This window comes from Natrononativus amylolyticus (assembly GCF_024362525.1).
Taxonomy (GTDB): domain Archaea; phylum Halobacteriota; class Halobacteria; order Halobacteriales; family Natrialbaceae; genus Natrononativus; species Natrononativus amylolyticus.
Genome location: NZ_CP101458.1, coordinates 2,294,200 through 2,315,057, shown reverse-complemented (window position 1 = coordinate 2,315,057; position 20,858 = coordinate 2,294,200). Strand labels below are relative to the sequence as shown.

24 protein-coding genes are annotated in these 20,858 nt (G+C 56.8%); 12 read left to right on the top strand and 12 right to left on the bottom strand.

The genetic code is table 11. From position 1 onward, the window contains the following. Positions 1-38: 38 nt before the first annotated feature. From NMQ11_RS12165 to NMQ11_RS12150, 4 genes are all read right to left on the bottom strand, one after another. Complete coding sequence (locus tag NMQ11_RS12165) at positions 39-650, bottom strand: translation initiation factor IF-2 subunit beta (RefSeq protein WP_255168518.1); 612 nt, start codon at positions 648-650, stop codon at positions 39-41. 65 nt (positions 651-715) lie between these two features. Further along, the gene (locus NMQ11_RS12160) at positions 716-1,099 is read right to left on the bottom strand and encodes a DUF5789 family protein (protein WP_255168516.1); all 384 of its coding nucleotides are present in this window, start codon (positions 1,097-1,099) and stop codon (positions 716-718) included. Positions 1,100-1,205: 106 nt separating this feature from the next. Continuing rightward, entirely contained in the window at positions 1,206-1,454 is a 249-nt protein-coding gene (locus NMQ11_RS12155) for a hypothetical protein (RefSeq protein ID WP_255168514.1), read from the bottom strand. 231 nt (positions 1,455-1,685) lie between these two features. Further along, complete coding sequence (locus NMQ11_RS12150) at positions 1,686-2,072, bottom strand: DUF7344 domain-containing protein (RefSeq protein WP_255168513.1); 387 nt, start codon at positions 2,070-2,072, stop codon at positions 1,686-1,688. Between the two features lie 271 nt (positions 2,073-2,343). Here NMQ11_RS12150 and NMQ11_RS12145 point away from each other — a divergent pair, with 271 nt between their 5' ends. Further along, positions 2,344-3,387 carry an AI-2E family transporter gene (locus NMQ11_RS12145; protein WP_255168511.1) on the top strand — a complete coding sequence of 348 codons (1,044 nt, stop codon included), beginning with the start codon at positions 2,344-2,346 and terminating at the stop codon, positions 3,385-3,387. On the opposite strand, the gene NMQ11_RS12140 is transcribed toward NMQ11_RS12145, so the two are convergent. Together NMQ11_RS12140 and NMQ11_RS12135 are read right to left on the bottom strand one after the other, a co-directional pair. Then, positions 3,388-3,525 carry a hypothetical protein gene (locus NMQ11_RS12140; protein ID WP_255168509.1) on the bottom strand — a complete coding sequence of 46 codons (138 nt, stop codon included), beginning with the start codon at positions 3,523-3,525 and terminating at the stop codon, positions 3,388-3,390. It abuts the gene before it with no gap. A gap of 459 nt (positions 3,526-3,984) precedes the next feature. Continuing rightward, the gene (locus tag NMQ11_RS12135) at positions 3,985-5,034 is read right to left on the bottom strand and encodes a tyrosine-type recombinase/integrase (RefSeq protein ID WP_255168508.1); all 1,050 of its coding nucleotides are present in this window, start codon (positions 5,032-5,034) and stop codon (positions 3,985-3,987) included. 584 nt (positions 5,035-5,618) lie between these two features. On the opposite strand from NMQ11_RS12135, the gene NMQ11_RS12130 reads away from it, so the two are divergent. Beyond that, the gene (locus NMQ11_RS12130; protein ID WP_255168506.1) at positions 5,619-5,885 is read left to right on the top strand and encodes a helix-turn-helix domain-containing protein; all 267 of its coding nucleotides are present in this window, start codon (positions 5,619-5,621) and stop codon (positions 5,883-5,885) included. 12 nt (positions 5,886-5,897) lie between these two features. On the opposite strand, the gene NMQ11_RS12125 is transcribed toward NMQ11_RS12130, so the two are convergent. The 3 genes from NMQ11_RS12125 to NMQ11_RS12115 form a co-directional block, all read right to left on the bottom strand. After that, positions 5,898-7,388 carry a DUF7289 family protein gene (locus NMQ11_RS12125; RefSeq protein ID WP_255168502.1) on the bottom strand — a complete coding sequence of 497 codons (1,491 nt, stop codon included), beginning with the start codon at positions 7,386-7,388 and terminating at the stop codon, positions 5,898-5,900. A gap of 501 nt (positions 7,389-7,889) precedes the next feature. Beyond that, entirely contained in the window at positions 7,890-8,366 is a 477-nt protein-coding gene (locus NMQ11_RS12120; protein WP_255168500.1) for a type IV pilin domain-containing protein, read from the bottom strand. Between the two features lie 30 nt (positions 8,367-8,396). Next, positions 8,397-8,807, bottom strand: a complete 411-nt coding sequence (locus NMQ11_RS12115; protein WP_255168497.1) for a type IV pilin domain-containing protein — start codon at positions 8,805-8,807, stop codon at positions 8,397-8,399. A 347-nt stretch (positions 8,808-9,154) separates the two neighbouring features. On the opposite strand from NMQ11_RS12115, the gene NMQ11_RS12110 reads away from it, so the two are divergent. From NMQ11_RS12110 to NMQ11_RS12070, 9 genes are all read left to right on the top strand, one after another. Continuing rightward, positions 9,155-9,988 (top strand): hypothetical protein, encoded by an 834-nt coding sequence (locus NMQ11_RS12110; RefSeq protein ID WP_255168496.1) that lies wholly within the window; start codon positions 9,155-9,157, stop codon positions 9,986-9,988. A 65-nt stretch (positions 9,989-10,053) separates the two neighbouring features. Continuing rightward, a complete protein-coding gene (locus NMQ11_RS12105) occupies positions 10,054-10,605 on the top strand; it encodes a hypothetical protein (protein ID WP_255168495.1) in 552 nt (183 codons plus the stop codon). A gap of 144 nt (positions 10,606-10,749) precedes the next feature. After that, entirely contained in the window at positions 10,750-11,103 is a 354-nt protein-coding gene (locus NMQ11_RS12100) for a DUF8023 family protein (RefSeq protein WP_255168493.1), read from the top strand. A gap of 25 nt (positions 11,104-11,128) precedes the next feature. After that, positions 11,129-13,045, top strand: coding sequence for an Env/VP5 family phage fusion protein (locus NMQ11_RS12095; RefSeq protein ID WP_255168491.1), 1,917 nt, complete (start codon positions 11,129-11,131; stop codon positions 13,043-13,045). A gap of 41 nt (positions 13,046-13,086) precedes the next feature. Then, positions 13,087-13,656 carry a DUF8063 family protein gene (locus NMQ11_RS12090; protein WP_255168490.1) on the top strand — a complete coding sequence of 190 codons (570 nt, stop codon included), beginning with the start codon at positions 13,087-13,089 and terminating at the stop codon, positions 13,654-13,656. Next, on the top strand, positions 13,653-14,465 hold the full coding sequence (locus NMQ11_RS12085) for a hypothetical protein (protein ID WP_255168488.1): 813 nt from the start codon (positions 13,653-13,655) through the stop codon (positions 14,463-14,465). Before NMQ11_RS12090 ends, NMQ11_RS12085 begins: the two co-directional genes overlap by 4 nt. A 168-nt stretch (positions 14,466-14,633) precedes the next feature. After that, on the top strand, positions 14,634-15,815 hold the full coding sequence (locus tag NMQ11_RS12080) for a hypothetical protein (RefSeq protein ID WP_255168486.1): 1,182 nt from the start codon (positions 14,634-14,636) through the stop codon (positions 15,813-15,815). A 159-nt stretch (positions 15,816-15,974) separates the two neighbouring features. Continuing rightward, positions 15,975-16,319 (top strand): hypothetical protein, encoded by a 345-nt coding sequence (locus tag NMQ11_RS12075; protein ID WP_255168484.1) that lies wholly within the window; start codon positions 15,975-15,977, stop codon positions 16,317-16,319. Then, positions 16,306-16,689, top strand: coding sequence for a PD-(D/E)XK family putative nuclease (locus NMQ11_RS12070; RefSeq protein ID WP_255168483.1), 384 nt, complete (start codon positions 16,306-16,308; stop codon positions 16,687-16,689). Before NMQ11_RS12075 ends, NMQ11_RS12070 begins: the two co-directional genes overlap by 14 nt. Positions 16,690-16,940: 251 nt before the next feature. On the opposite strand, the gene NMQ11_RS12065 is transcribed toward NMQ11_RS12070, so the two are convergent. The 3 genes from NMQ11_RS12065 to NMQ11_RS12055 form a co-directional block, all read right to left on the bottom strand. Further along, the gene (locus NMQ11_RS12065; RefSeq protein ID WP_255168481.1) at positions 16,941-18,047 is read right to left on the bottom strand and encodes a matrixin family metalloprotease; all 1,107 of its coding nucleotides are present in this window, start codon (positions 18,045-18,047) and stop codon (positions 16,941-16,943) included. A 288-nt stretch (positions 18,048-18,335) separates the two neighbouring features. Continuing rightward, positions 18,336-18,923: a tyrosine-type recombinase/integrase gene (locus NMQ11_RS12060; protein WP_255168480.1), complete on the bottom strand. Its 588-nt coding sequence runs from the start codon at positions 18,921-18,923 to the stop codon at positions 18,336-18,338. Between the two features lie 153 nt (positions 18,924-19,076). Next, on the bottom strand, positions 19,077-19,670 hold the full coding sequence (locus tag NMQ11_RS12055; protein WP_255168479.1) for a hypothetical protein: 594 nt from the start codon (positions 19,668-19,670) through the stop codon (positions 19,077-19,079). A 301-nt stretch (positions 19,671-19,971) separates the two neighbouring features. On the opposite strand from NMQ11_RS12055, the gene NMQ11_RS12050 reads away from it, so the two are divergent. Continuing rightward, positions 19,972-20,745: a hypothetical protein gene (locus NMQ11_RS12050; RefSeq protein ID WP_255168478.1), complete on the top strand. Its 774-nt coding sequence runs from the start codon at positions 19,972-19,974 to the stop codon at positions 20,743-20,745. Positions 20,746-20,858: the final 113 nt, after the last annotated feature.

Below are 20,858 nucleotides of genomic sequence, written 5' to 3'. Positions count from 1 at the left end.
TCAGTTCTCCTCAGCCGGCAGGCGGGGCGGGCTTCTCCTCAGGCGAGTCGAGCGAACGCGAGGTTGCCCGAGATGTTCTCGATGTAGATCTCGACGACGTCGCCCTTGTTCGCACCGGGGACGAAGATGGTGTACTTGCCCTTCTCGGCGACGCCGTCGCCCTTCCGGCCCGTTCCGGTGATCTCGACGGTGTACGTCTGGCCCTCCTCGACGGCCTCGCGCTGCTGTTGTTGCTGGCCGCTCGAGGAGCGCTTGGTGACCGGCCGGAACGCCCCGCAGGCGTCACAGCGCAGCATCGGGGTGCGGTCCTCGCGGACGAGGCGGGTGTCGGGAAGCCCACACTCCGAACAGCGGACGTACTCCTCGACGTAGGCGTCGATGACGGCCGAGAAGTCCTGGCTCGAGAAGCTGCCGTTGTACCGGCCGCGGCCGGACTCGAGTTTCCCGCTGGTTCCCATCTCACGCTGGATGAACCGGTGGACGTGTTCGTCCTCGCGGGAGAGGACGTCCGCGATCTCCCCGAGGTTCGTAAATCGGGTGAACGCGCCGTCCTTCTGGGCCTGCGGGTCCGGAATCTGCAGTCGCTGTTCGTTGCCGCCGATGTCCGGGACGTTCTCCATCGCCCGGTCGAGACTCGACTCGTAATCCATACCCGAAACCAGAGGGCGCTGACGTAAATCCGTTCTGCTATCGTAATCCGGCCCCGTGACGCTGATCAGAGGGCGTCGCCGCCGCGCTCGCTCGGCGATCCCTGTGACTCCTCGTCGAGCGCCTCGAGATCGCGCTCCGGATTGGCCTCGTTGTGACCGCCGGCTTCGCCCGTTATCTCGCCGTACACCGCCTCGCGGGCTGCTTCGGGCGAGTCGAACTCCTCGCCGGCCAGCCGGTCGAAGACGCTGCCGAGCGACTCCGTCTCGTTCGGGAGGTCGATCGGCTCGTTTGCGTACTCGGTGGCGAGCTCCTCGCTCGAGATCGGATACTCGTGGTTCCCGAGGTGGCGTTCGACGTCCTCGAGGATCGACTCCGCCTGCGCGGCGCGCGCCGATTTGCGCTGCTCGATGCGGTCCTGTGCGCGGTCGCGGTCGGGCTCGTCGCTCATACGTCGGGCTCCAACGGCCGCGGGTAAAAGGCGTTGGCCGGCGACAGCACGGTCGGTTTCGACCGGCTCGGGCGCGGACGTGCCGTCGCTATCCTCGAGCGAGCGTTTACTCGTCGCTGACCAGCATCATCCGGTCGATCTCGGTGGGCCGAAGCCGCTCGTTCGTCTCGTCGTCCGTCTCGATCGTCACGTGTTCGGGACTGATGTCGACCAGCGTCCCCCGCAGGCGGTTCTCCGACTCGAGGTTCATCACTTCCTGGTAGAGTTCGACCTCGTCGCCGACCGAGGCGAACTGGCGGACACGCTCTGCTGCTTCCTCGTTGTCGATATCCGCTGGCATTGTGAGTTCAGCCATCGGCGAAGATACAACGGAGGGCCCTTTGAAGACACCGGGGACGTTCGCGCGTACTGGACTGTTTCGCCCCGGACGACGGGTGGTACGCCGGTCCCGTTCGGTATAGTAGTCGTTGAAACGAGTTACTCACAGGTCACACGGAAGCGGCCAGCGCGTACCCGCTGGCCGCAAAATCGCGACCGGGAGTACACTGACTTTCAACGACTACGATAGGCGTCTGACTCGAAGGGATCACGACCCGTCGCTCGAGCGCTCCTCCGCTCTACAGTTGGCGAGCACCGATTCGACGGGCGGGGGCAGACGTTCGAGTGCGACGACGTCGGACTCCTCGTCGTACGCGATGAGGCCGGCCTTGTGCAGGTACGGGAGGTGTGCGTGTCGCAGATCCGTCTCTACGCGAGCCGCCTTCTCGCTCGAGACCTCGTCCGTGCCACAGCCGTCCTCCCGCGCGACGAGTCGGCGTGCGAGCGAGGTGAGCGAAACGCGCTCGTCGTCGGCGAGGTGGTAGAGAACGTGTCGCCGGCGCGAATCGGCGAGGCTGGCGAACAGCCGATCGACGCCGCGGGCGTCGTCGTTTTCGGACGGATCGCCCGGGTGCTGGTCGCCACGAGTCACCATAGCACACGTAACCGGCTCGAGCGCTTAACGGTGGTGACTGATAATACAGGCAGCGATAACGTCGACCCCCTCGACGGCGAGCGGCGATCACTGGCGACTGAACGACTCACGCCGCCGACTCGGGTGTTCACCCACGCCGCCGTCCGGTAGTCGATATAACACCGCGCGTGTGAGTTCCCGGTCGGTGCGCGTCGTTCGAGGGGCTGACACGACAGTCGTCCTCCGGGTCAACTGTATACGCTCTTTGCGGAGGGCGTGATACCGGTGTTCGATGGCCGGAAGAACTCAGGGGCTCACCGAACGATCCGCACTCGGAATCCTCGCGCTGGCGAGCGGCGTTCTCGCGCTGTTGCTCGTCCTCCCGTACCTCCAGTACGTTCTGCTCGCCGTGGTTCTCGCGTACGTGCTCGCACCCCTTCAGACCGCTCTCGAGCGGGTAGTGAGCCCGACGGCGTCGGCGTTGGCACTCATCAGCGGCTCGCTCCTCGTCCTGATCCTTCCCGTTATCTACGTCGCCATCGTCGCGATCCAGCAGGCGTCGGAGCTGCTGGCGACACTTCAACAGCAAGGGATGGACCCGAACGCGGTGCAACGGCAACTCGAGGCGTTCGGGTACCAGTTCGACCTCGGCGACGTGATCGCGACCTACGAGGCCAACCAGGCGCGAATCGACGACGGGCTTCACGGACTGGTCACCGGGACGATCGAGATCGTCGGCGGCATTCCCGCGGTCGCGTTCGGCCTCACGGTGACGATGTTCGTCCTCTTCGGGCTGCTTCGCGACGGCGACCGTCTGGTCGCCTGGCTCCAGACCGTGATCCCCATCGGCGACGACGCGAGAGACGAACTGTTCGCCGAACTCGACAACCTCATGTGGGCGTCCGTCGTCGGGAACGTGGTCGTCTCGGCTATCCAGGCGATCTCGCTCGGGATCGGTCTCTGGTTGCTCGGCGTGCCGGGTGCCGTCTTCCTCACGGTGGCGGCGTTCGTGCTCGCGTTGCTCCCGCTGATCGGCGCGTTCGGGATCTGGGTGCCGGTCTCGATCTACCTCGTCGCCGTCGGCCGACCGGTGGCCGCCCTGTTGCTGGTCGGCTACGGCTCGCTCGTCAGCGCCTCGGACATGTACCTCCGACCGGCTATCATCGGAAAGAGCAGCGCGCTCAGCGCGGCCGTGATCGTCGTCGGCATCTTCGGCGGTGTCGCGATGTTCGGCGCCATCGGGCTGTTCATCGGCCCCGTCATCCTCGGGACGGCCAAGATCACGACCGAACTCTTCGCTCGAGAGCTGTCCCGACCGGCGACGTCGCCGGACTAGTTACCAGGTGAGACCGATCAGCAGTAATACGACCCCGACGCCGGCGATGAACCAGCCGGTCAACCTGTACGACGACTCCCCACTCTCGGTGAGCCCGTCCCCCTCGGGGGTGAACGGGAAGTGGCGCACGCGGAACATCGTCTGCGGTCAGCGGACGAACGCCAGCCCGAGTCCCACCCAGGTCAGACACGCGAGGACGAACAACCCCTGGCTCATACCCCGGACGACTCAGCAGGTGAGCATATGTTTTTGGGGTGGTTACCCTGTGGGCGACACCCTGTAAGACGGACGTATTCGTTCGCTGGCGCAGCGGTCCTGATCGCTACGCTGTGCGGCTGTGTCTCCTCAATCGACCCGGGAGACGTGCTTTCCGCCCGCGGAGCGGTTTGCGGAAAAGCAGTCCTCCCTCCCCGATTTGAACAGGTGTCAGACGGTCCGGGCATGCGGCGCGAAGCGCCGTTCCGGGGCTGCGACTCACATGCTCAAATCGCGTCGGTGTGGCTTTTTGACTGCTCACGTTGTTCGCAGCAAAAGTCCGCCCTCCCCGTCGTGAGGTATCCGCCGGTTGAGGCCGTTTCTCGGCCAACTGTGGCGGCATCATAGTTCGATGAACCTCCGGCGCTGCTCGGCCTTCTGTCGTTCCGAACGACGGTCGTAGTGCTTGTCCAGAATCTCCTCGCTCGCGTTCATTCGATCAGAGACGAGCGCCCGGTCTTCGTCCGCCAGTCGGTGCGCCGTAACGCGACCGCTCCGGACGTCGTGAGGGGAGCGAGATGACGGACACGTACTCATCTTTGCGTAGTGGGTCGCCTCGCAGGTCGCAGGGTCGCGGTCGTGCGGGCACGCTTTCCCCCGCCAGCACGGGCGCGTGACGCGGTAGAGCGTATCCCGACAGGCCGAAATGGAAACCCGTCCGTGTTTGGTCGTTACGAGCGGTGCGCGTCCGTAGTCATCGGTCACGTTTACGCGTGGTCCATCCTCGCTCAGGTAGTCCTCGAGCACCTGGGCAACGTGCGGCCCGATCGCGTTCCACCGCTCTCCCTTTTCTCTATTTTTTAACGGCGTATCGCTTTCCGGGCGGTGGACGAAGTGGATCGCCGGCCCATCTGCTCGTGGTCGATCCCCCTCCAGGTCAACATCGCCGACGTCGAGTGCGCGCAGCTCGCCGACTCTACACCCGGTGTGCCACAACAGAAGAACGATAACGTGCCGTCGGCTCGCGTACTCGTACCGGTCCAGCCAGTCGACGATCTCGACGGCGCGGTCCGGATCGAGCGTACTGTCACTCACCTCCCCGCTTCCGTTGAGTCGCGGGAGCGGGATCTGGTCGTACAGTTCTTCATTCACACCATCAATATCACCGCAGAACCGGAGGAACGCCCGCAGCGTCGCTAGATCACCCCGGAGGGTGATCGTTTTCAGTTCTTCGCCCGAGTAGCCGCCTTCCCGCCGCCACACCCGATAGGCGTACAGATCACGGCCAGAGAGGGTGTTCAGGTTGGTAATACCCTCCTCGTCACACCACGCGACGAACGCGCGGAGCCGGTAGTACTGGCCATCAAGCGTTTTCTCTGAGGCATCGTCTCGAGACTCCAGGTAGAGGTCAAGCGCGTCGGACGGCTCGAGGCGTTCGAGATCGCGGCTCATCGGCCCACCCCGAGCGGGTTACTTTCAGGTCGGTAGGTGATTTTACGTCGGCTGAGTGTATAGTCGAACATGGCTCTCACTGTGGGGAGCCGCGGTCCGCGGGTGCGAGAGTTCCAAGGCTGGCACCCGCAACGGACCATCGGCGTTGCAGGCTGTTTTGCCCATGATGGTATAAACGAACGCCATAGCAGCACGGTGTAAGTGAAAGTGATGCCGCCGATGACAGACTTCCTTTCGAGACAGTCACGGCTGGCAATAGCGGCGAACATACCCCGAGCAGTCGTGGTGAAAGTAGTCGCCGCAGCTGTACGTCGTCGAGCGAGGGCTTTATAGCCCGAATGCGTGTTGTGAATCATGCTTCCGTACCGTGTTTACGGGAGCGTTTCGCGGGTCGGTGCTGGTACCACCGGCCCACGATTTTCAGGAACTCGAGAGCGTCATGTTCCCGTGTGCTTCCGTTGATCCACTGTAGAAATCCCTGTCACTTATACTATTCCATCGTTCGTGTGACTACAGACACCCGTTTGTGTATTTAGATGGACTTTTCGGAGGGACTATCACCGTCTGTGGGAGTCTCTGTCTCAATGCGACGGCCGCGCGTCTCGTGGATGACACAGGGTGACGACAGAATTCTCGAGACGCTGGCCTCGAGCGGTTTGATTCTCTCTCCAGCTGTGATCGCGATCAACATCGGCTATACGCGAAACTACGTGAACAAGCGGGTTCGGAAGTTGAGTGAAGCGGGGCTGCTAGAGCGCGTCGAGGAAGGATACTACGAGATCACCGACGATGGGCGTGCGTATTTGGAGGGCAAGCTCGAGGCTGCTGATCTCGAGAATATTGAAATATAGCTCGTTAAACCCTCAGTTGCGGTTGACTTCCATTTCGTGGTAGACCAAGTTTAGATACGTGAGTTCCGGCGGCTGAGTCGCCTCACCAACCACCGGGTCAAACCACTTGAGAGAATCTGTATGGTCCACAGTTGGTGTACCCGAAGCTCTAACGTAACCGAGCACAAGTGAACCATCGATATAGGCGTTTCCTGGGAACTCTGCCGCAGAAGTGCCATCCTCCCCTTTGGGTGCATACATAATGCCCTCAAAGTACGTGCCACCGGTCATCGTTAGCTGAAAGTCCGAAGTGCCGTAGACCTGTAACCGTTCGGGATCTAATTCACTGGAATGGAGGGAGTCACCAGACGGCGTACGGTCATTGAACGCACCTTCGCAAACATCATTATCGAGGCACATTTGTTCGTTTATCTCGAGATCGCCTCCAAGATAGATTTGAAGTTCGTTCTCTCCCCAATTTTCTACGCGAAACTCGTTATCCGTAGTAACGTGGATATCGTTTTCTACAACGAGTGTGACGTCACCATCTGAAAGATCGAAGACGAGATCGTCTTCAAGAATCACTTCCTCGGCGTAGTACTCTCCAGCGCCATACTCACCGCCAGTCATTCGCTCTTCGTCTTCGTAATCAGTTTCCTCGTCTGTTGCAAGGTCGATGTGATCTTCAATCACGTCATCAATCGAATCCAAAGAATCGTCGATAACTTGGTCTCCCTTGATTTCAGCATTACCGTCTAACTGGATATCTTCGCCGGCATGAACTGCGTTCTCGAAGGGGGTGGGAACGTTTATCCGGCCGAGATTCACTTCGACCGTCCCCTTATCAGTCCCCTGCTCTGATTCTGCGATAACACCTCGTTCCCCGACCTGGTTTACGAAGTATTGTTCCCAACCACGCCAGTATTCGCTTTCAATCGTGATTATGACCGTCTTGTCTTCGACAACCTCACTAATCCCTTCGGAATCCTCTAGATCAACCCGTAGATCCCCGGAGCTCAACTCCTCTTCTCCTACGATCTCCAATATTGGGAAGTTGAGCGTGTTGGTATCTTCATTGTAGTGAACGTCCGGGCCCGACACTACTCGAGTTTCATCACCAGTCTCTCGGAACACTGCACCGGCCTCATAGGCGATCTTTGACCCATCATTCCCTTCGTATTCAAGCGTCCCGAACGTAATCTCCTCTTCGAGCAAACTCCCTTCGGCTTCATCGTAGGTAACAGAGATCGTACCCGTGTCCTGTTTGATGATTGCGCCACTCTCGCCCACGTCTAAATTAGTCGACTGTGTCGCATCTGACTCGGGCGATGAGAGACCGATCGTCTTTTTGAGTTCAACGAAACTCTGTTCTACGCGCTCGTTTTCAGCATACTGCTCTGCATCGGTTATCGCCCCCATACCAACGACCAAGAGAGTAGCCGATCCAATTGCTACGAGCCCAATGAGAAGAACAAGGCCAATTACTGGAGATACAGCCCGAAAGTCTGCGTCCAATCTTCTCATATTATCCTCAGCATATTAGTCATTATTGTATACAGTGCACTAATCCAGCATTAGGCTTTCGGCAGCAATAGACTGGAGAGTCCATGGTGAGATGTCACTAATCGTCGGTCTCAAGGCATTGAAGGGACGATGAAGTGGGCAAGTCCCAATCCTCAAGACGCTGGCCTCAAGCGGCCTGATTCTCTCTCCAACTGTGATCGCGATCAACACCGGCTATACATGGGATTACGTCAACAAGCGGGTTCGGAAATTGAGTGAGGCAGGGTTGCTCGAGCGTATCGACGAAGGATACTACGAAATTACGGATGATGGACAAGCGTATTTAGATAGTAAACTCAATGTGGATGTTTTGGAGAACGATAATGATTATGTCTTCAATGAAATTATGGTAGAATGTTGGGGTTGTGCGCCATTCAGATCGTCATAGCATGAGTAAATTGAAAACAAACGAAGAAACAGCTAATGAGTCTATAATCAGAAAATCTGGTAAAGCGTTTTATTTTAGGGTTCGCTGTCTACAACAACCATTTCAAAATCGTTTGAGAGGACAACATTTTCGTCGTCACCAGATTCTGCAACGGCCGTAATTCGCACCTCAACAAGCGAACCTTCGTCTTCGTCAGAGCCGCCGTCTTCAACATAGATCTTGGATCGATCGCCTACTGAATCCAATTCATCTTCAACTATTTTAGCCTCTGTATCGGTGTTAGAGAGGCCACTATCATCAACAATACTAGCGCGTACATTCACTTTCTCAGAGTTCCCACTGTCGGTTAGCTGCACCAACGTTTGCTCTGTAGAGTGATCTACGCTAACACCTGCACTAGCAGTGCTACTCTGGCTTTGTCCCATATCTAGTACGAACGCTGCAATCACAGCCGCCAGAATCACGGTGATGGCGACCATCAGAATGACGCCGATAACCGGACTCACGGCCCGCTCTTCATCGTTTCCGATAAGCTTCTTTGCGAAATTCATTTGTATTGATATAAATTACTAATAATCTTATTAGGGCCAGTTGTTGATGACGTTTCTGTCATCTCCTGCAACGGCAACTACACTACCATCAGGGTTACTGGTCGTTGCACTGTCACCAACATTTTCCAACACACAGTCACCAGCATCCTCGCCAAAGCTGTCAGAGTCTGCGTGACAGTCTCCAGTCCCTTCACTTACACCGGATAGAACAACATACTCAGAGTTGCCGCTGTCCGTTAATTGAATGGTATAGTCACCACCTGACTCAGAGATCGAAACACCTGCATTAGCAGTGCCACTCTGGCTTTGTCCCATATCCAGCACAAACGCTGCAATCACTGCTGCGAGAATCACGGTGATGGCGACCATCAGAATGACGCCGATAACCGGACTCACAGCCCGTTCCTCCTCGTTGCCGATCAGTTTCTTTGCGAAGTTCATTGTTGTCTGTCGTTCTTGCGCCGTGCGAACGATGAGAAACCTTATCAGAGTCCTCGGTGAACCCCGAACTGACGGGAGGGGGGATGTGCACCCAGTCCCACACCGTCGCTTCTCGAGTCGTCCGCTGGCGTTACCCCTTCCAGTGAAACCACCGGTAATAAACACACCAGTTAGTACTGAAATTTTGAAATTCTATTTACATTAAACGCTTTCAGACGTGATAATCAGTTACCAGTAGAAATCGCACAAGGTGTTCTTGGATAGTTCATACCCGTAGAATATCGGCGATTTGCTGCCATCGGCAATTTTCACCGAAGGATTATACCCTCGAGTGTCAACCCACACCCATGCCCGAAAACGCGGTGGTCCTCGACGAGCGCGACCTCGCGCGCACCTACAACACCCGGTCCTACGCGGACCCGTGGACGGCCGTCCTCGACTACCAGGCGGTGATGAAATACGCGAGCGAACACCCAAACAAGGGCTCGAGCGCGATCTCCTCCGCACTCGAGATTCCCCGCGGTCGCGTTCGGGGGTGGCTCGAGGGCTCGAAGCCCGACCCGGCGAACGCGATCGACGTCGCCCGCGAGCTGGGCTGGCTCGACGCGAGGTATCTCGACCCGGAATTTGTCGCACTGAACACGCTCGTCGCGAACGTCTTTTCCGGCGGGTCGATCGACAAAGAGCGGTTCCAACCGATGTTTTCGCTGAACCACCGCCAGCACCGGTCGCACGTGATCGACGCGCTCGAGGCGACGGGGCTCGAGTACGAGTTTTACAACGAGGACACCGACGACCGCGCGACCGAAGTCCGGCCGACGATTCACGGCACCGTTCTGGGCCGAACGCTCGCCGTCCTGGGCGCGCCGATCGGTCCGAAGGCCGACCTCGACGATCTCACGTTACCGTGGTATCTCGACGACGCGCCGTACGAAACCCGCGAGATATTCGCGCTCGCGTACCTGGCGAATCGAGCGGTTCATCACCGGGAGAAGGACACCCTGACGATTCGGGAGGTGCGCTCGAAGGCATATCGTGACGAGCTGGCCGCGTTTCTCGAGGACGTCGCGAAAGAGCCCGTCACTTCCGGCGAGCAGTCCATCACGGTTTCCGCTGATGCAGCTCGCTCGCTTGGAGTAAAACCGCGGTACGAAGGTGAGCGCGTGGCGTCTCGAGACTAATTGGCGTAGCACACCATAAAGTCCGGAATGATAAAATATACTCGGTGATATGAGTGGCTATATCGATGGAAACGCCATCCCAGAAACACCAGGAAACCATTCGTGCCCATATCGCTGATGGCGAAACAGCGATTGATGCATGTACGACTGAACAGGAAACGTACCTCGTGACGGCCAGGCGGCTTCTCGTGCTCACACATTCCGACAGAGGTAACGAAACGACGACGGTCGAATCGACATTTTTCGATGCGATTGGTGGTATTGAAATCCACCATCGGCGATCAAGCGGGCCAGATGAACTATCGCTCGTATTCGGGATTCTCGCGTTAATCGTCGGGCTGTTGTCGCTCGCTCTCCTCGGGCGGGTTGACGGCGGGGAAGCAGCGATCATCGTACTCTTTGGATTAGGTGGAGCTGTTATCGGGATTCTAGCGATCCTCGATGCGTATGATACCGATGAGGGATCTGTTTCGGTTGACCTCCTGACGACAGAGGGAGATTCGGTACGCAATTTTACGCTCCACGAGGATTATCTCGAGTTCGCAGAGACGATCTCGAAAACCGCAGCTGACACTCATCCAAGTCGAGTGAGAAAAAAGCGTACAGTCTCCGGATAGTCCGCTGGCGCGTCGGGTTTATTACGTGATTCCGGAACGTCTCGCCTGGGTTTCACACCTATGGCAACATCGTGGAATTTCGGCAGACCGAACAGTAGCAGTACCGGAGAGAACGAAATCGACCTTATCGACGTTTTCGCGCTGATGATCCTGCCCATTACGGGATCGCTGATGTTCGAGGTGTTCAGCCTCGAGATCAACGTCTTCGGCGGGTACAACCTGACCGACGCGATCTGGACGGTCGGCGGGGCGGCGATCTCGCTGGCGCTCATCATCACGGTGGGTGCGCTCGCCTGGATCGTCGTCACGAACCTGCTGAACGACGAGACGAGCCACGAACCCTACGAGTTCGCGATGATCATCGTCGCGCTTGGCTCGCCGATCGGCGTGGTGTTCATCCCGGCGTTCGAGTCGCTGGTGATGTGGCACGACCTCACCCAGCTGGCGTTCCTGCTGTACCTCAGCTTCGCCAGCGTCTGGGTATCGTTCACCGGCTGAACAGCGGTTTCACCCTTTCAGAGACATGAGTTCAAAACCAACAGACGGCAATAGAATCGACCCGACGAGCAACGGTGGCCCATCGGCCCATGCCCATAGCCCACCGTACCAGCACGGCCCCACGCTGACGCGGCGGGAGGTGATGCGGAACGCGGCGCTCGCGGGCGCGGCGGTGGCGGCCTCGAGCGGGACGGCGATGGCGGACGATGACGACGACGGCAGCGAAGACCGATGGGATACGCGGATGTGCTGGTACTCCGGCACCGACGAGTACGACTGCTACGCAGAGCGGGCGATCTCCGACGCGGCAAGCTGGCTGCTCGGCTCCGGCGAAGCGGAGGAGAAGCCAACCGACGTCTACCAGACCTACGACCGGCTCCGAATCTGGGCGCAAGCGTACCAGAACGCCCTCCGCGCGGAGTCGTCGGCAGCAACGCTCACACCGTTCGTTCACGACTTCGCGGAGTTCTCGACGGGCAACCTCTACGCAGAGGCAACCGTCCATGCGCTGCACGAAGCCAACGAAACCGAGGACATAGAGGCGGCGTCACAGGCGGCCTATGACCGGCTCGTTGAAATCATGGCTCCGTCCGAGCGGAATCTGTTCAACGACCTTCAAACCGACTTCGTTAGCACGCTCAACCTGTTCGCGGACGTAGAAAATTCCGAAGACCTCGATTTAGAAGACCTCATCGCCATGCACCACGGCGGGGGCTACGACCCCGAGGAAGACGCCGACGCACACAATATGCGTCGTATCGTCAACTTCGACTCTCGCTGGCACGAAACGACGGTAACGTACACCCTGCTGGACGGCTCGGAGTACGAGCTTGACTGCTTCGAGTTCGAGGAGTACACACACGAGAGCGTAGACGGCGGCTCGACGTCCGGCCACCCCGGCCGTGTGGTGTGCCCGCATCTCATCGCCCACGACTACGACCACCCCGACGATTACGACGTCTTCGACGACGGGGCCGCGTCCCCGCTCGATCTCGACAACGGCGACACCTGGGAAGACGGCGGTGGGGTCGTCGTTCGGCGCTTCCCCGAAAGCGACTACGAAGAACTCCCCGAGGAGGACAAAGAGGAGATCGACCCGCCCGAGGACACCGAGATGTTCCCCCATCTCGTCTCCGTCGGGTGGTACGCAACCGCTATCGACGCACTCCGCCAGCAGGTCGACGACGTGCTCGAGGAGGTAGAGGCGTACATCGAAGGCATCTGGGACGACCTCACCGGCGACGACGCCGACTCCGAGGACTTCATGACGCCGCGTATGCTGTCGGTGATGGCTGCCGACGAACAGACGTTCCCCTACGCGAGCGCAGACCTCGCGGGGCTTGGCCTGCCGATGAGCGAGTCTGTCGTTACGCTCCGCTTCCCTGACGCAGAGGAGGACGACGAAGCCGAAGACGACGAAGTAGTCGGAAACCTGTTCGCTCACCCGATGCCGTCCGGCGGACTCCCGGCGGGCGAAGTGATCGACCCGGACGAACACGCTTCGGACTTCTATTTCGTCTATCACACGGTGGACGAAGACGGCTACCAGGCGAGCGAAGGGCCGATCCAGCTTGCCCGCCCGTTCGAGATCACCGGGGCGCAGGAACTCGAGCAGAACGAGGACGGCGAATGGGTAGCTGTTGACGTCGAAGAAATCACGTGGTCCCAACGCGAGACGACCGAAGCCCCGACCGACTACGACGAGATTCACGCGCTCCTCGAGGAGATCGCTGACCTCGAGCGCGAGATCGCGAACCAGCAATTCGAGATCGTTGTCGAACTCGAGGGAGAGGACGGCGGCGGTGGTGGCGGGTTCTGGGAAGGTATCGGCCTCGATGCCAACCTGGGCGGACCGCTCGTCGGCGCGGGCGTTATGTTAGCGTTCGTCGTCGGTATCGCGGCGTTCGTCAAGAACAACCACCCGGCCAACCGATTCAGGTAGCCATGTCCAGATTTTTCGTTTTCGTAACAGCGGCAGTAGTAGTGGCTCTCGTAGCCGTGGGCATGGGCGGTGGGCTGGCCGCAGCGGACCCAGGCAACGAGACGAACGGGACGGTCGCCAACGAGCGCGCGGACCAGCTCGAGGGCGAAACCAACGAGACGTCGGACCCGCTCGCAGGCTACAGCGACCGCGCGGAGTTCGTCGACGAGACGATGATACTCTCGGATTGGGAGTACACTGGCGGTCAATTCGTCCTCGAGTTCGAGAACTCCGGGCTTAGTCGTCCAGTGACGCTCGAGCCACGCCAGGAGATGAGCGAAGGCACGCAGCGGATCACGTGGTACGAGGAGATGGTTCCGCGCGGCGGTGGTACCGTCACCGTTCCGGCAGACAAGGTGTCCGGCGAGGCGGCGCTTCGGATCAGCACGGCGGACTCCAGGAGCGAACAGCGAGCGATACAGATCAGCACCGGCACCACCGAAGACAACCCGTTCCAGTACTTCGGCGGTGAATCCGGTCTGTTTGCGGGCGTCGGCCTCTCTATCGCTATGTCCGGCGGAGCCGCCGGGTTCGTTCTCTGGCGGGAGAACGATGGGGTGGTGCGCGCATGAGCGCGAGTGACCGACTCAGCGGCACGTTCAGCGGGTTCTGGGACCGGGTAACGTTCCTAATCTCGGAAGCCGAGGTATTCGTCCTGGGTGTCTTCGTCTCGGTCGGCGTGTACGTCGCCTGGTTCCGCCCGACGATCCCCGGCGTTCCCCCGATCGCCATCGGGATCTTCGCGGCGTTCCTGCTACTTGGGCCGCCGCTATTCGGATTCTTCGTCTGGGGAATCAAGAAGCTCAGAGTACGAAATCGGGTAACGGTCCACGAGATCAACGGTGTCACCGACACGCGCGAGAAGTGGTACGTGAAACCCGAAGTCTGGAAAGAGAAGGTCGTCGAAGGGCCGTCCCCCTACGTCGTCAACGACGGCGATGCGTTCGAAGTCCGCGAGTTCGACTGGCACCCCGACCAGGGCGAGGACGGCACCCTCATCGTCACCGGCTGTTACTACAGCCAGATGGCCGACTCGAAATTAGTGACGATCAAGGCCATGCTCGAGGACATTCACGGTGACCTCATCGAGGACTCGATCGCGCTCAATCGGCTCCGCGGTCGAATCAGCAAGATGGGCGTGCAGATCGAGCGCGACACGATCAACTTTAGCGCGGAAGCCGACGAGCGCGGCCTGAAAATGGACAAGACGAGCGTCAAGCAGCGGTTCGAAACGGCGAAGAAAGAGGCGGAACAGGACGGCATGGACGAGCTACACGACCTCGAGGACTACGGTTACGACCCGGTGACCGAACCCGAGGGAGTGACGATCGGCGAGCCGGGCACGGCAGAACCGGCAGCCACCGACGGAGGACACGAATGAGATACATCCACGACGGGGAGGTACGGAACCGGACGATTGACCCACCGAAGCGCGCCCGGTTCGTTTTCAGCGAACCGACGAGCCACGGGCGCGGGCGAACGAACACGGCGGTTCGGATGGCCGATGTAGTGGCGAAAATGCGCGGTAACGCACCGCTGGTGATCGGCCATGAGTGACGGCGGACAGGCCGATCAGCAGGCGCTGTACACGACCGCGCAGGCGCGCGAGCACCAGGAGGGGTACAGCGATCGGGAGAACCGCGAGATACACGATCACGGCGGTATCGTACGCGACGAGATGATTTCACGCGCGCTCTCGATGCGGGCGGTTCACTACGACCCGCTCGAGTGTTCGCGACCGGGGAAGATGCCAGGGCAGTCGAAAGACCTCGAGAAGCACCGCCAGATACGGTTCACGGAGGGAACCGAAACCTTCCGGAAAGCCCTCGAGAACGGCGATATGCCGACGATCAAGCACATGGTAGGAGACACCTCACAGCGGGCGGACGTATCGGGACTGAAAGCGATCGGAACGATAGACCAGCTGATCGACGGTCCGGCGCCGGTGATCGTCGTCCTGGGCGAGATGGGCGCCGGAAAGACCGACTTCGCCTGTCTGCTCGCACAACGCTGGCGAGCGATCCACCAGGCGGATTCACTTATCGGGACCAACATCCAGAGCCTCGAGGAGAAAAACCGATGGGTGGACTCCGACGGCGACGTCCAGGACGGCTGGATACCTGACTACGGCACGCTGATGGAGTGGGTCGAACAGGACGGCGACCCGCTCGAGCACAGCCAGCGGGACAAGCTGTTCATCGGCGACGAGTTCAGTTCGGCAGCGAGCGGCGCCGGCGCCCAGGGCTACGAAACCCGCATGAAAATGGCGCCACTGGTGTACAAGATCCGGAAGTATGGCGGGGCGCTCATCTACATCGCACACGGTGAGCGCTCCATTCATCCGATGCTGTGGCGCGTCGGCACGATCGTCAAGAAGGTGAGCCAGAAGAAAGCGATCATCGCGGACTCGATCTCGAACGCGAAGCTGGCCGATATTCGCGGCGAGGTCGAAGGGATTCCGCCGACGGACTTCCGGTACAACACCAAGGAAGCGAGCGACTGGAGCTGGTCGCGCTTCGGCGACGAAACCGACGAGATGGGGGCCAACGAAGCCGCTCGCCTCACTGCACTGTGGACGGTGATTCGGTGCAAAGAGGACGGACTCACGAACCGTGAAACCGCCAAATTCGTCCCCTACAGCCACGGGTGGGTGGGTTCGCGCTGGCGGGAGTACAGAGACGAGGGGAAACACGTCGACGCCGTTTCCAAGGTGAACGAGGTAATCGCATGACTGCACCGCCTTGGATAGCTGGATACGGATACCGACTCCCCTTTAGTGTAGGGCGCGGCCCATCGCTCGCTCCCTGCGGGAGCGAAGCGACCGATGGGCGCTCGTCGAGACGGCCGGAGGAGTTGATATATATCGGCGCGCGTAGCGCGTGGGTGGGCGATGCGACTTAGGCGACGTCTTTCGAGACACGTTGGCGACCTGGTGATGGCGTCGCTGCTGACGCTGCTCGCGATGGATTCGCTGTCGTTCTTTCCGGCGGTGCTGCTCGCGATCAAGTTGAACGTGTTCGCCGTTCCGCTGGCGGTCGCTGGCGTGCTGTCGTTCGACCTGTGGGTCTGGTACGTCGTCGCCCTGCTCTGGGCGTCGCAACTGCTCTACTATCTCGAGATCGACGTCGCGACGGCGGCCTCGAGCGTTCGATCGGCGAGCAGCCGACTCCCGGAGCTGGCGTCCGTCCCGATCTCGACCGAGCCCATCGTGAGGGATGACCGTGAACCGAAGTAAGCGAGCGAACCACTTCGGAACGATCTGCGAAAAACGGATGGCGAAGAAGCGGCGGTTCTCCCTCGAGCGGGCGAGCTGGCACGATGCCCGCTTTCAGAACGGAACGCCGGTCGAAATCAAGAGTACGATGCTCGAGCACTCGAACGGCCAGCCGGGGAATTTCAAGGTGTACAAGGCGTATCACGACCGACTCCGGCGAGCGGATGGCTGGTACTGTTTCGTCGTCTACCGGCCACATGGTCGCTCCGGCTGTACGGTATTGAAAGATCGGATGTGCAAAGCCTCGAGTCTCCCGCTGCTCCGGTGGCATGGAGGTGGCGACCATCGAGATACTGAGCAGGCGAAAATAGCCATTTCAGACGTGTTCTAAGTGATTACGGTTTATTGTGCCTCCTCATCCACTGGCTGATTGCCCAGTTCTTTATGAAAAACAGTATTAATCCCGCAACGAATACAAACAGTATCGCGGCCATCTTGAGCATCGTTCTCTGTGCTTCTTTCACTTATTCCTAATAATGATGCGAGGATTTGTTGAGGGTACTGCCATGGACAATATCTAACACAGCTAGCCTTGAGAGCGTCAACGCCGTACTACCAGTTCTCTTACCCAGTTGGAGTCTGTCATTCATCATCCCACCATTCACTGATTGTGTATTCTGCATCTGCATCGATTAGCGGATCAGGATATAGATCGCCTTCACCAGAGATGGCGTTGAGGTGATTCATTCCGATCCAAGCCATTTGTTCCTCTACAGGGTTAGCAACTATTACCGTATAGGAATGCTCGCCTTCGAATATATCGGGGTGGTAAAGGCGACAAGTGTAAGAACCGTCTTCACAGGCATTTTCATCGTCCTCAATGATTATCCGGTAGTCGAAGTCAGACGATTCTGATTTAGACTCTACGTCCGAGATAGACACTGAGACGTTTGTTTCCAAATTCTCAACTGACCATTCTTCATAGTATTCGAAGCCGGACTCAAGCTGGTCAATTATCAACTCGCGATCGTGGTCCGTTGTATTCCATACTACAACGGTGTCAACATGAGTCTCACGTTCAATCGCAGTTACGGTTTCAGACATGATCTCTTGTGGCTCATCGTCGTGGTCAAGACCAAGAGTGTGGCCGAGTTCGTGCTTCAGCACGGTTCTAGTGGTGTTATCAGTATATCCTGTTTCAACAGTGATTGAAACTGTATCGGGTACACTTTCGTTGACTATTGGTGCGCATCCTATTGCAATGCGGTCCAAAGAACCACCACACGAACCGAGATTATCGGTCCACGTTATTTTCACATCAGGGTTCTCTGAATCAGGTTGTAGATTATACTCAATCGGATAACCTGCGTACGTCTCGCTGTTGTTTTCCCAATATTCGAGTGATTCGTTGATGAGATACATTTTATCTCGTTCAACTTCGTTGTTATCAACCGCTATCGTTAGCGACTCCTTTTCATAAGGATTGTCTGGGTGGACTTGTGGTTCTGGGTTGGAATCGGAGTCATTCGTTTCTGATGATGTCGTTACAGGAGTTTCTGTTCCGTTATTGTTCGTTTCCTCTATGCCATCGTCAAAGGTTGATGAAGAGTCGTTTGTTGGTTTATCGGGTGTTTCAAGGTCGCTGTCCTCCGATTCCAATTGATTCGACTCCCCTGTATCAGTGAGTGAAGTACACCCAGAGAGAGTTACCAGTACTACAAAGATTAGAAAGACCGTTTTCGTTTTCATTTGAAATAAAGATAGTCATGACAGCTTATAGATTTACCCTTGTTTGGGTCTCTCACTTGTCTCCCAGGTCGCGTTGCTTGAGGTTGTCCTCGTCAATGTTCTCGTGGTCGTTAAAGTCTGAAGGCGAGAATTAGGCTGATCTGTGCTGAAGAGTGAGATGCGCAGATCTACTAATCGGTTTATTCGGGGTAAACTACTCGAAACAAACGAAGCGGCCATGCTGTACTTATACTCTGTAGTCAGCACAGCTGTCTATCATTTTCCAATAATATTACCGCATCTTAGTCCTCAGAGCCAATTGACTTTCTTTGCCTCTCGAGCCTGCACACTCTCTGAATGCTTTCCCAAGTAGTGGCGCTGGAACGTCTCGTAATCGTCCCACCCACCCCACTGCATCAGCACTGACGGAAGGACCTCGGCCTCGAGCGCCAGATGCCCCCAGGTCCGGCGGAGATCGTGCGGCCCAACGTACCGCCACCGATCGTCGTCCTCCCGCTCGGCGAGTTCCGCAGCTGCACTCCCGACCCATCGTCGAACCGTTCGCGGGGTGACCTCGAGGACGCGATCGTCGGGCTCGAGCCCCTGCGAGAGAACCCGAACCATCCCGGCGAGCGCCGTGGGCATGGGCGTCTGGCGCTCTTTCTCGCCTTTGCCTTCCGGTATCCGCAGGAACCATTGGCCGGTTTCGTCGCCCTGGTAGACGTCTCCAGGACGGACGTCGGTTGCCTCACGAACGCGGCAGCCACAGCGAGCCATGAACGCGAGCGCGACCTGTTTCGTCGGTTCGTCGTCGTATACCGCCAGGAGCCGATCGCGTTCCGTTTCGGTGAGTCGGACTCGTCGACCGTCGGCGTTGTCGTATGTCTCGAGTTGCACGTCTGGTTTCGCCACAGACCGGACGTAAAAGGGTCCCGCGCGAGCGGATCAGTGGCGATTCGGCGCCGAATGGGCCGGTTTCTGTCTGAGAACCATGGATTCTCGGAAATGTGGAGAAAGAAGGTTCGAATAGTGACATGAACAAGTCCACATTCAATCCAATTCGGCTTGCAATTTGTGCAATTCTTCTGGTGCACGGATGGTTTTCTTTATTCTTCCTTTGAAATTTGCTAGGTCATCAATCTGGAGTCGTTTCTTAGGATTATGGACCAGAGAATTCCTTGTTTTCCTCACATCATGTGCATGAGACAGCTCAAACTGGGCCGCCACTGGCAATTTCTTGACCAAATCTAGTCGGGTTTTTAAATTCGTGTTAAGAAGTGAGTCAGCAATCTTTGTGTTTTTGTATTCATCGGATATCACCTCTGATCTAAGGATCATCTCGGTCTGTTTTTCCATGATTCCGGTGGATAGTGAAAACAAGGCAATGATCTTGTGCGAAAGATCTCGAGGGATAAGGCTTAGATCCGGTGAATCAGGGTGTTCGGGTTCCTTATGTTCATCTTTGGCACAAAAGTACTCAGTAGTATTCAAATCAAGGTCGTCTAGTTCATCTAATATTTCGTCTCTTAATTTGGTCAACTCTCCACGGTGGGAATGTGATGTCAGCCTTGAAAAGCCATCTTTAGTAACAGATTTTAGATTTACAGCATTCCAATAATTCGTCTTTAGGGAATCTTCGCTCATAATTACCGTCATAATATAGTCTAGTATAAATAATGGGTGCATCTCGTGAGGGGAACAACAGATCAAGGAGTATTACCGTTGGTGCGCTAAATTGGCCGGATAGATGATATTATGACTGGTTCTGGAACTGACTCTAGATTCTCAATAGGAGATGTGTTTAAACCGTATTCTACGGGAATTGGCTATGTTAGTCCAGTCAATTGAAAATAGATAGTTAGTTCGACTAATAAATATCATTAAATCATTGGGATAGCAAAGGGTATATGCATCATTAGAAAAATATTATATTAACATATCATACATGTCCAACACAGATGGTGACACAAAACCAAGTTCACAGAATAACGACTACCCCGACTCGGTAAAAGAATTTGATGACTTCCTGAAGAACAACCAACACATATTTGTATTGATTGGGGTCTTTGGGAGCGTTTCAGTATATTTATCGAACATAGATGTCGAACAACCAGCTAATGAGATCCCGATAACAGATATAACAATGTTCTCTGGTTTGGGTATCTCTTTCCTCCTTTGTGGTGTTATTATCTATAAAATTGGCTACAGAACTATCTCGATGAATGAGACTGTTTTAAAATTTGAAAACATCCTATTTGTCTGCTTCGGATTATTGTTCACTTGGTTTATATCGGTAATATTTGGATTATTAACTGAATATCAGAACGTTTTCGGAGTGCTATTAATTATGGCAGCAATGTTCGGTGGAGTGATTATACCAATAGCGCTAGCTATTAAAGCAGAAGAACTGGGGGTGAATAAATATTTCCGCCTGTCATCCTCTGTCTTCATTTTCACCTACTCAGTGATACTTTTCTATATGTTTGCTTTTCTGAATCAAGCACTGTTGACAAATTATAATGTGATGAGTCTTGATCTCGCACAAGCGAACGCCCTTCCAGAACAATTCTATTTCACACTAATACACGTGTTTGTTATTTTCACGGGGGGCTCATTTGGCTTGTTAGCCTTTGGATCAGGGTTGTATATATTAATCAAATCGGCTAGGTGGTTTTTAACAATAGTTTGGAAACGGATTTCATTTCATCTATATCAATAGTCAACGAGAGCTGGATCTAAATCCTCTTTGCCCCTCTATTTCGTGTGCATCAACTGGAGTTCTACTGAGCGAAGGTGGGGGTGGGGCGGTGTAATTTTTTGGGCTAGTCCCCT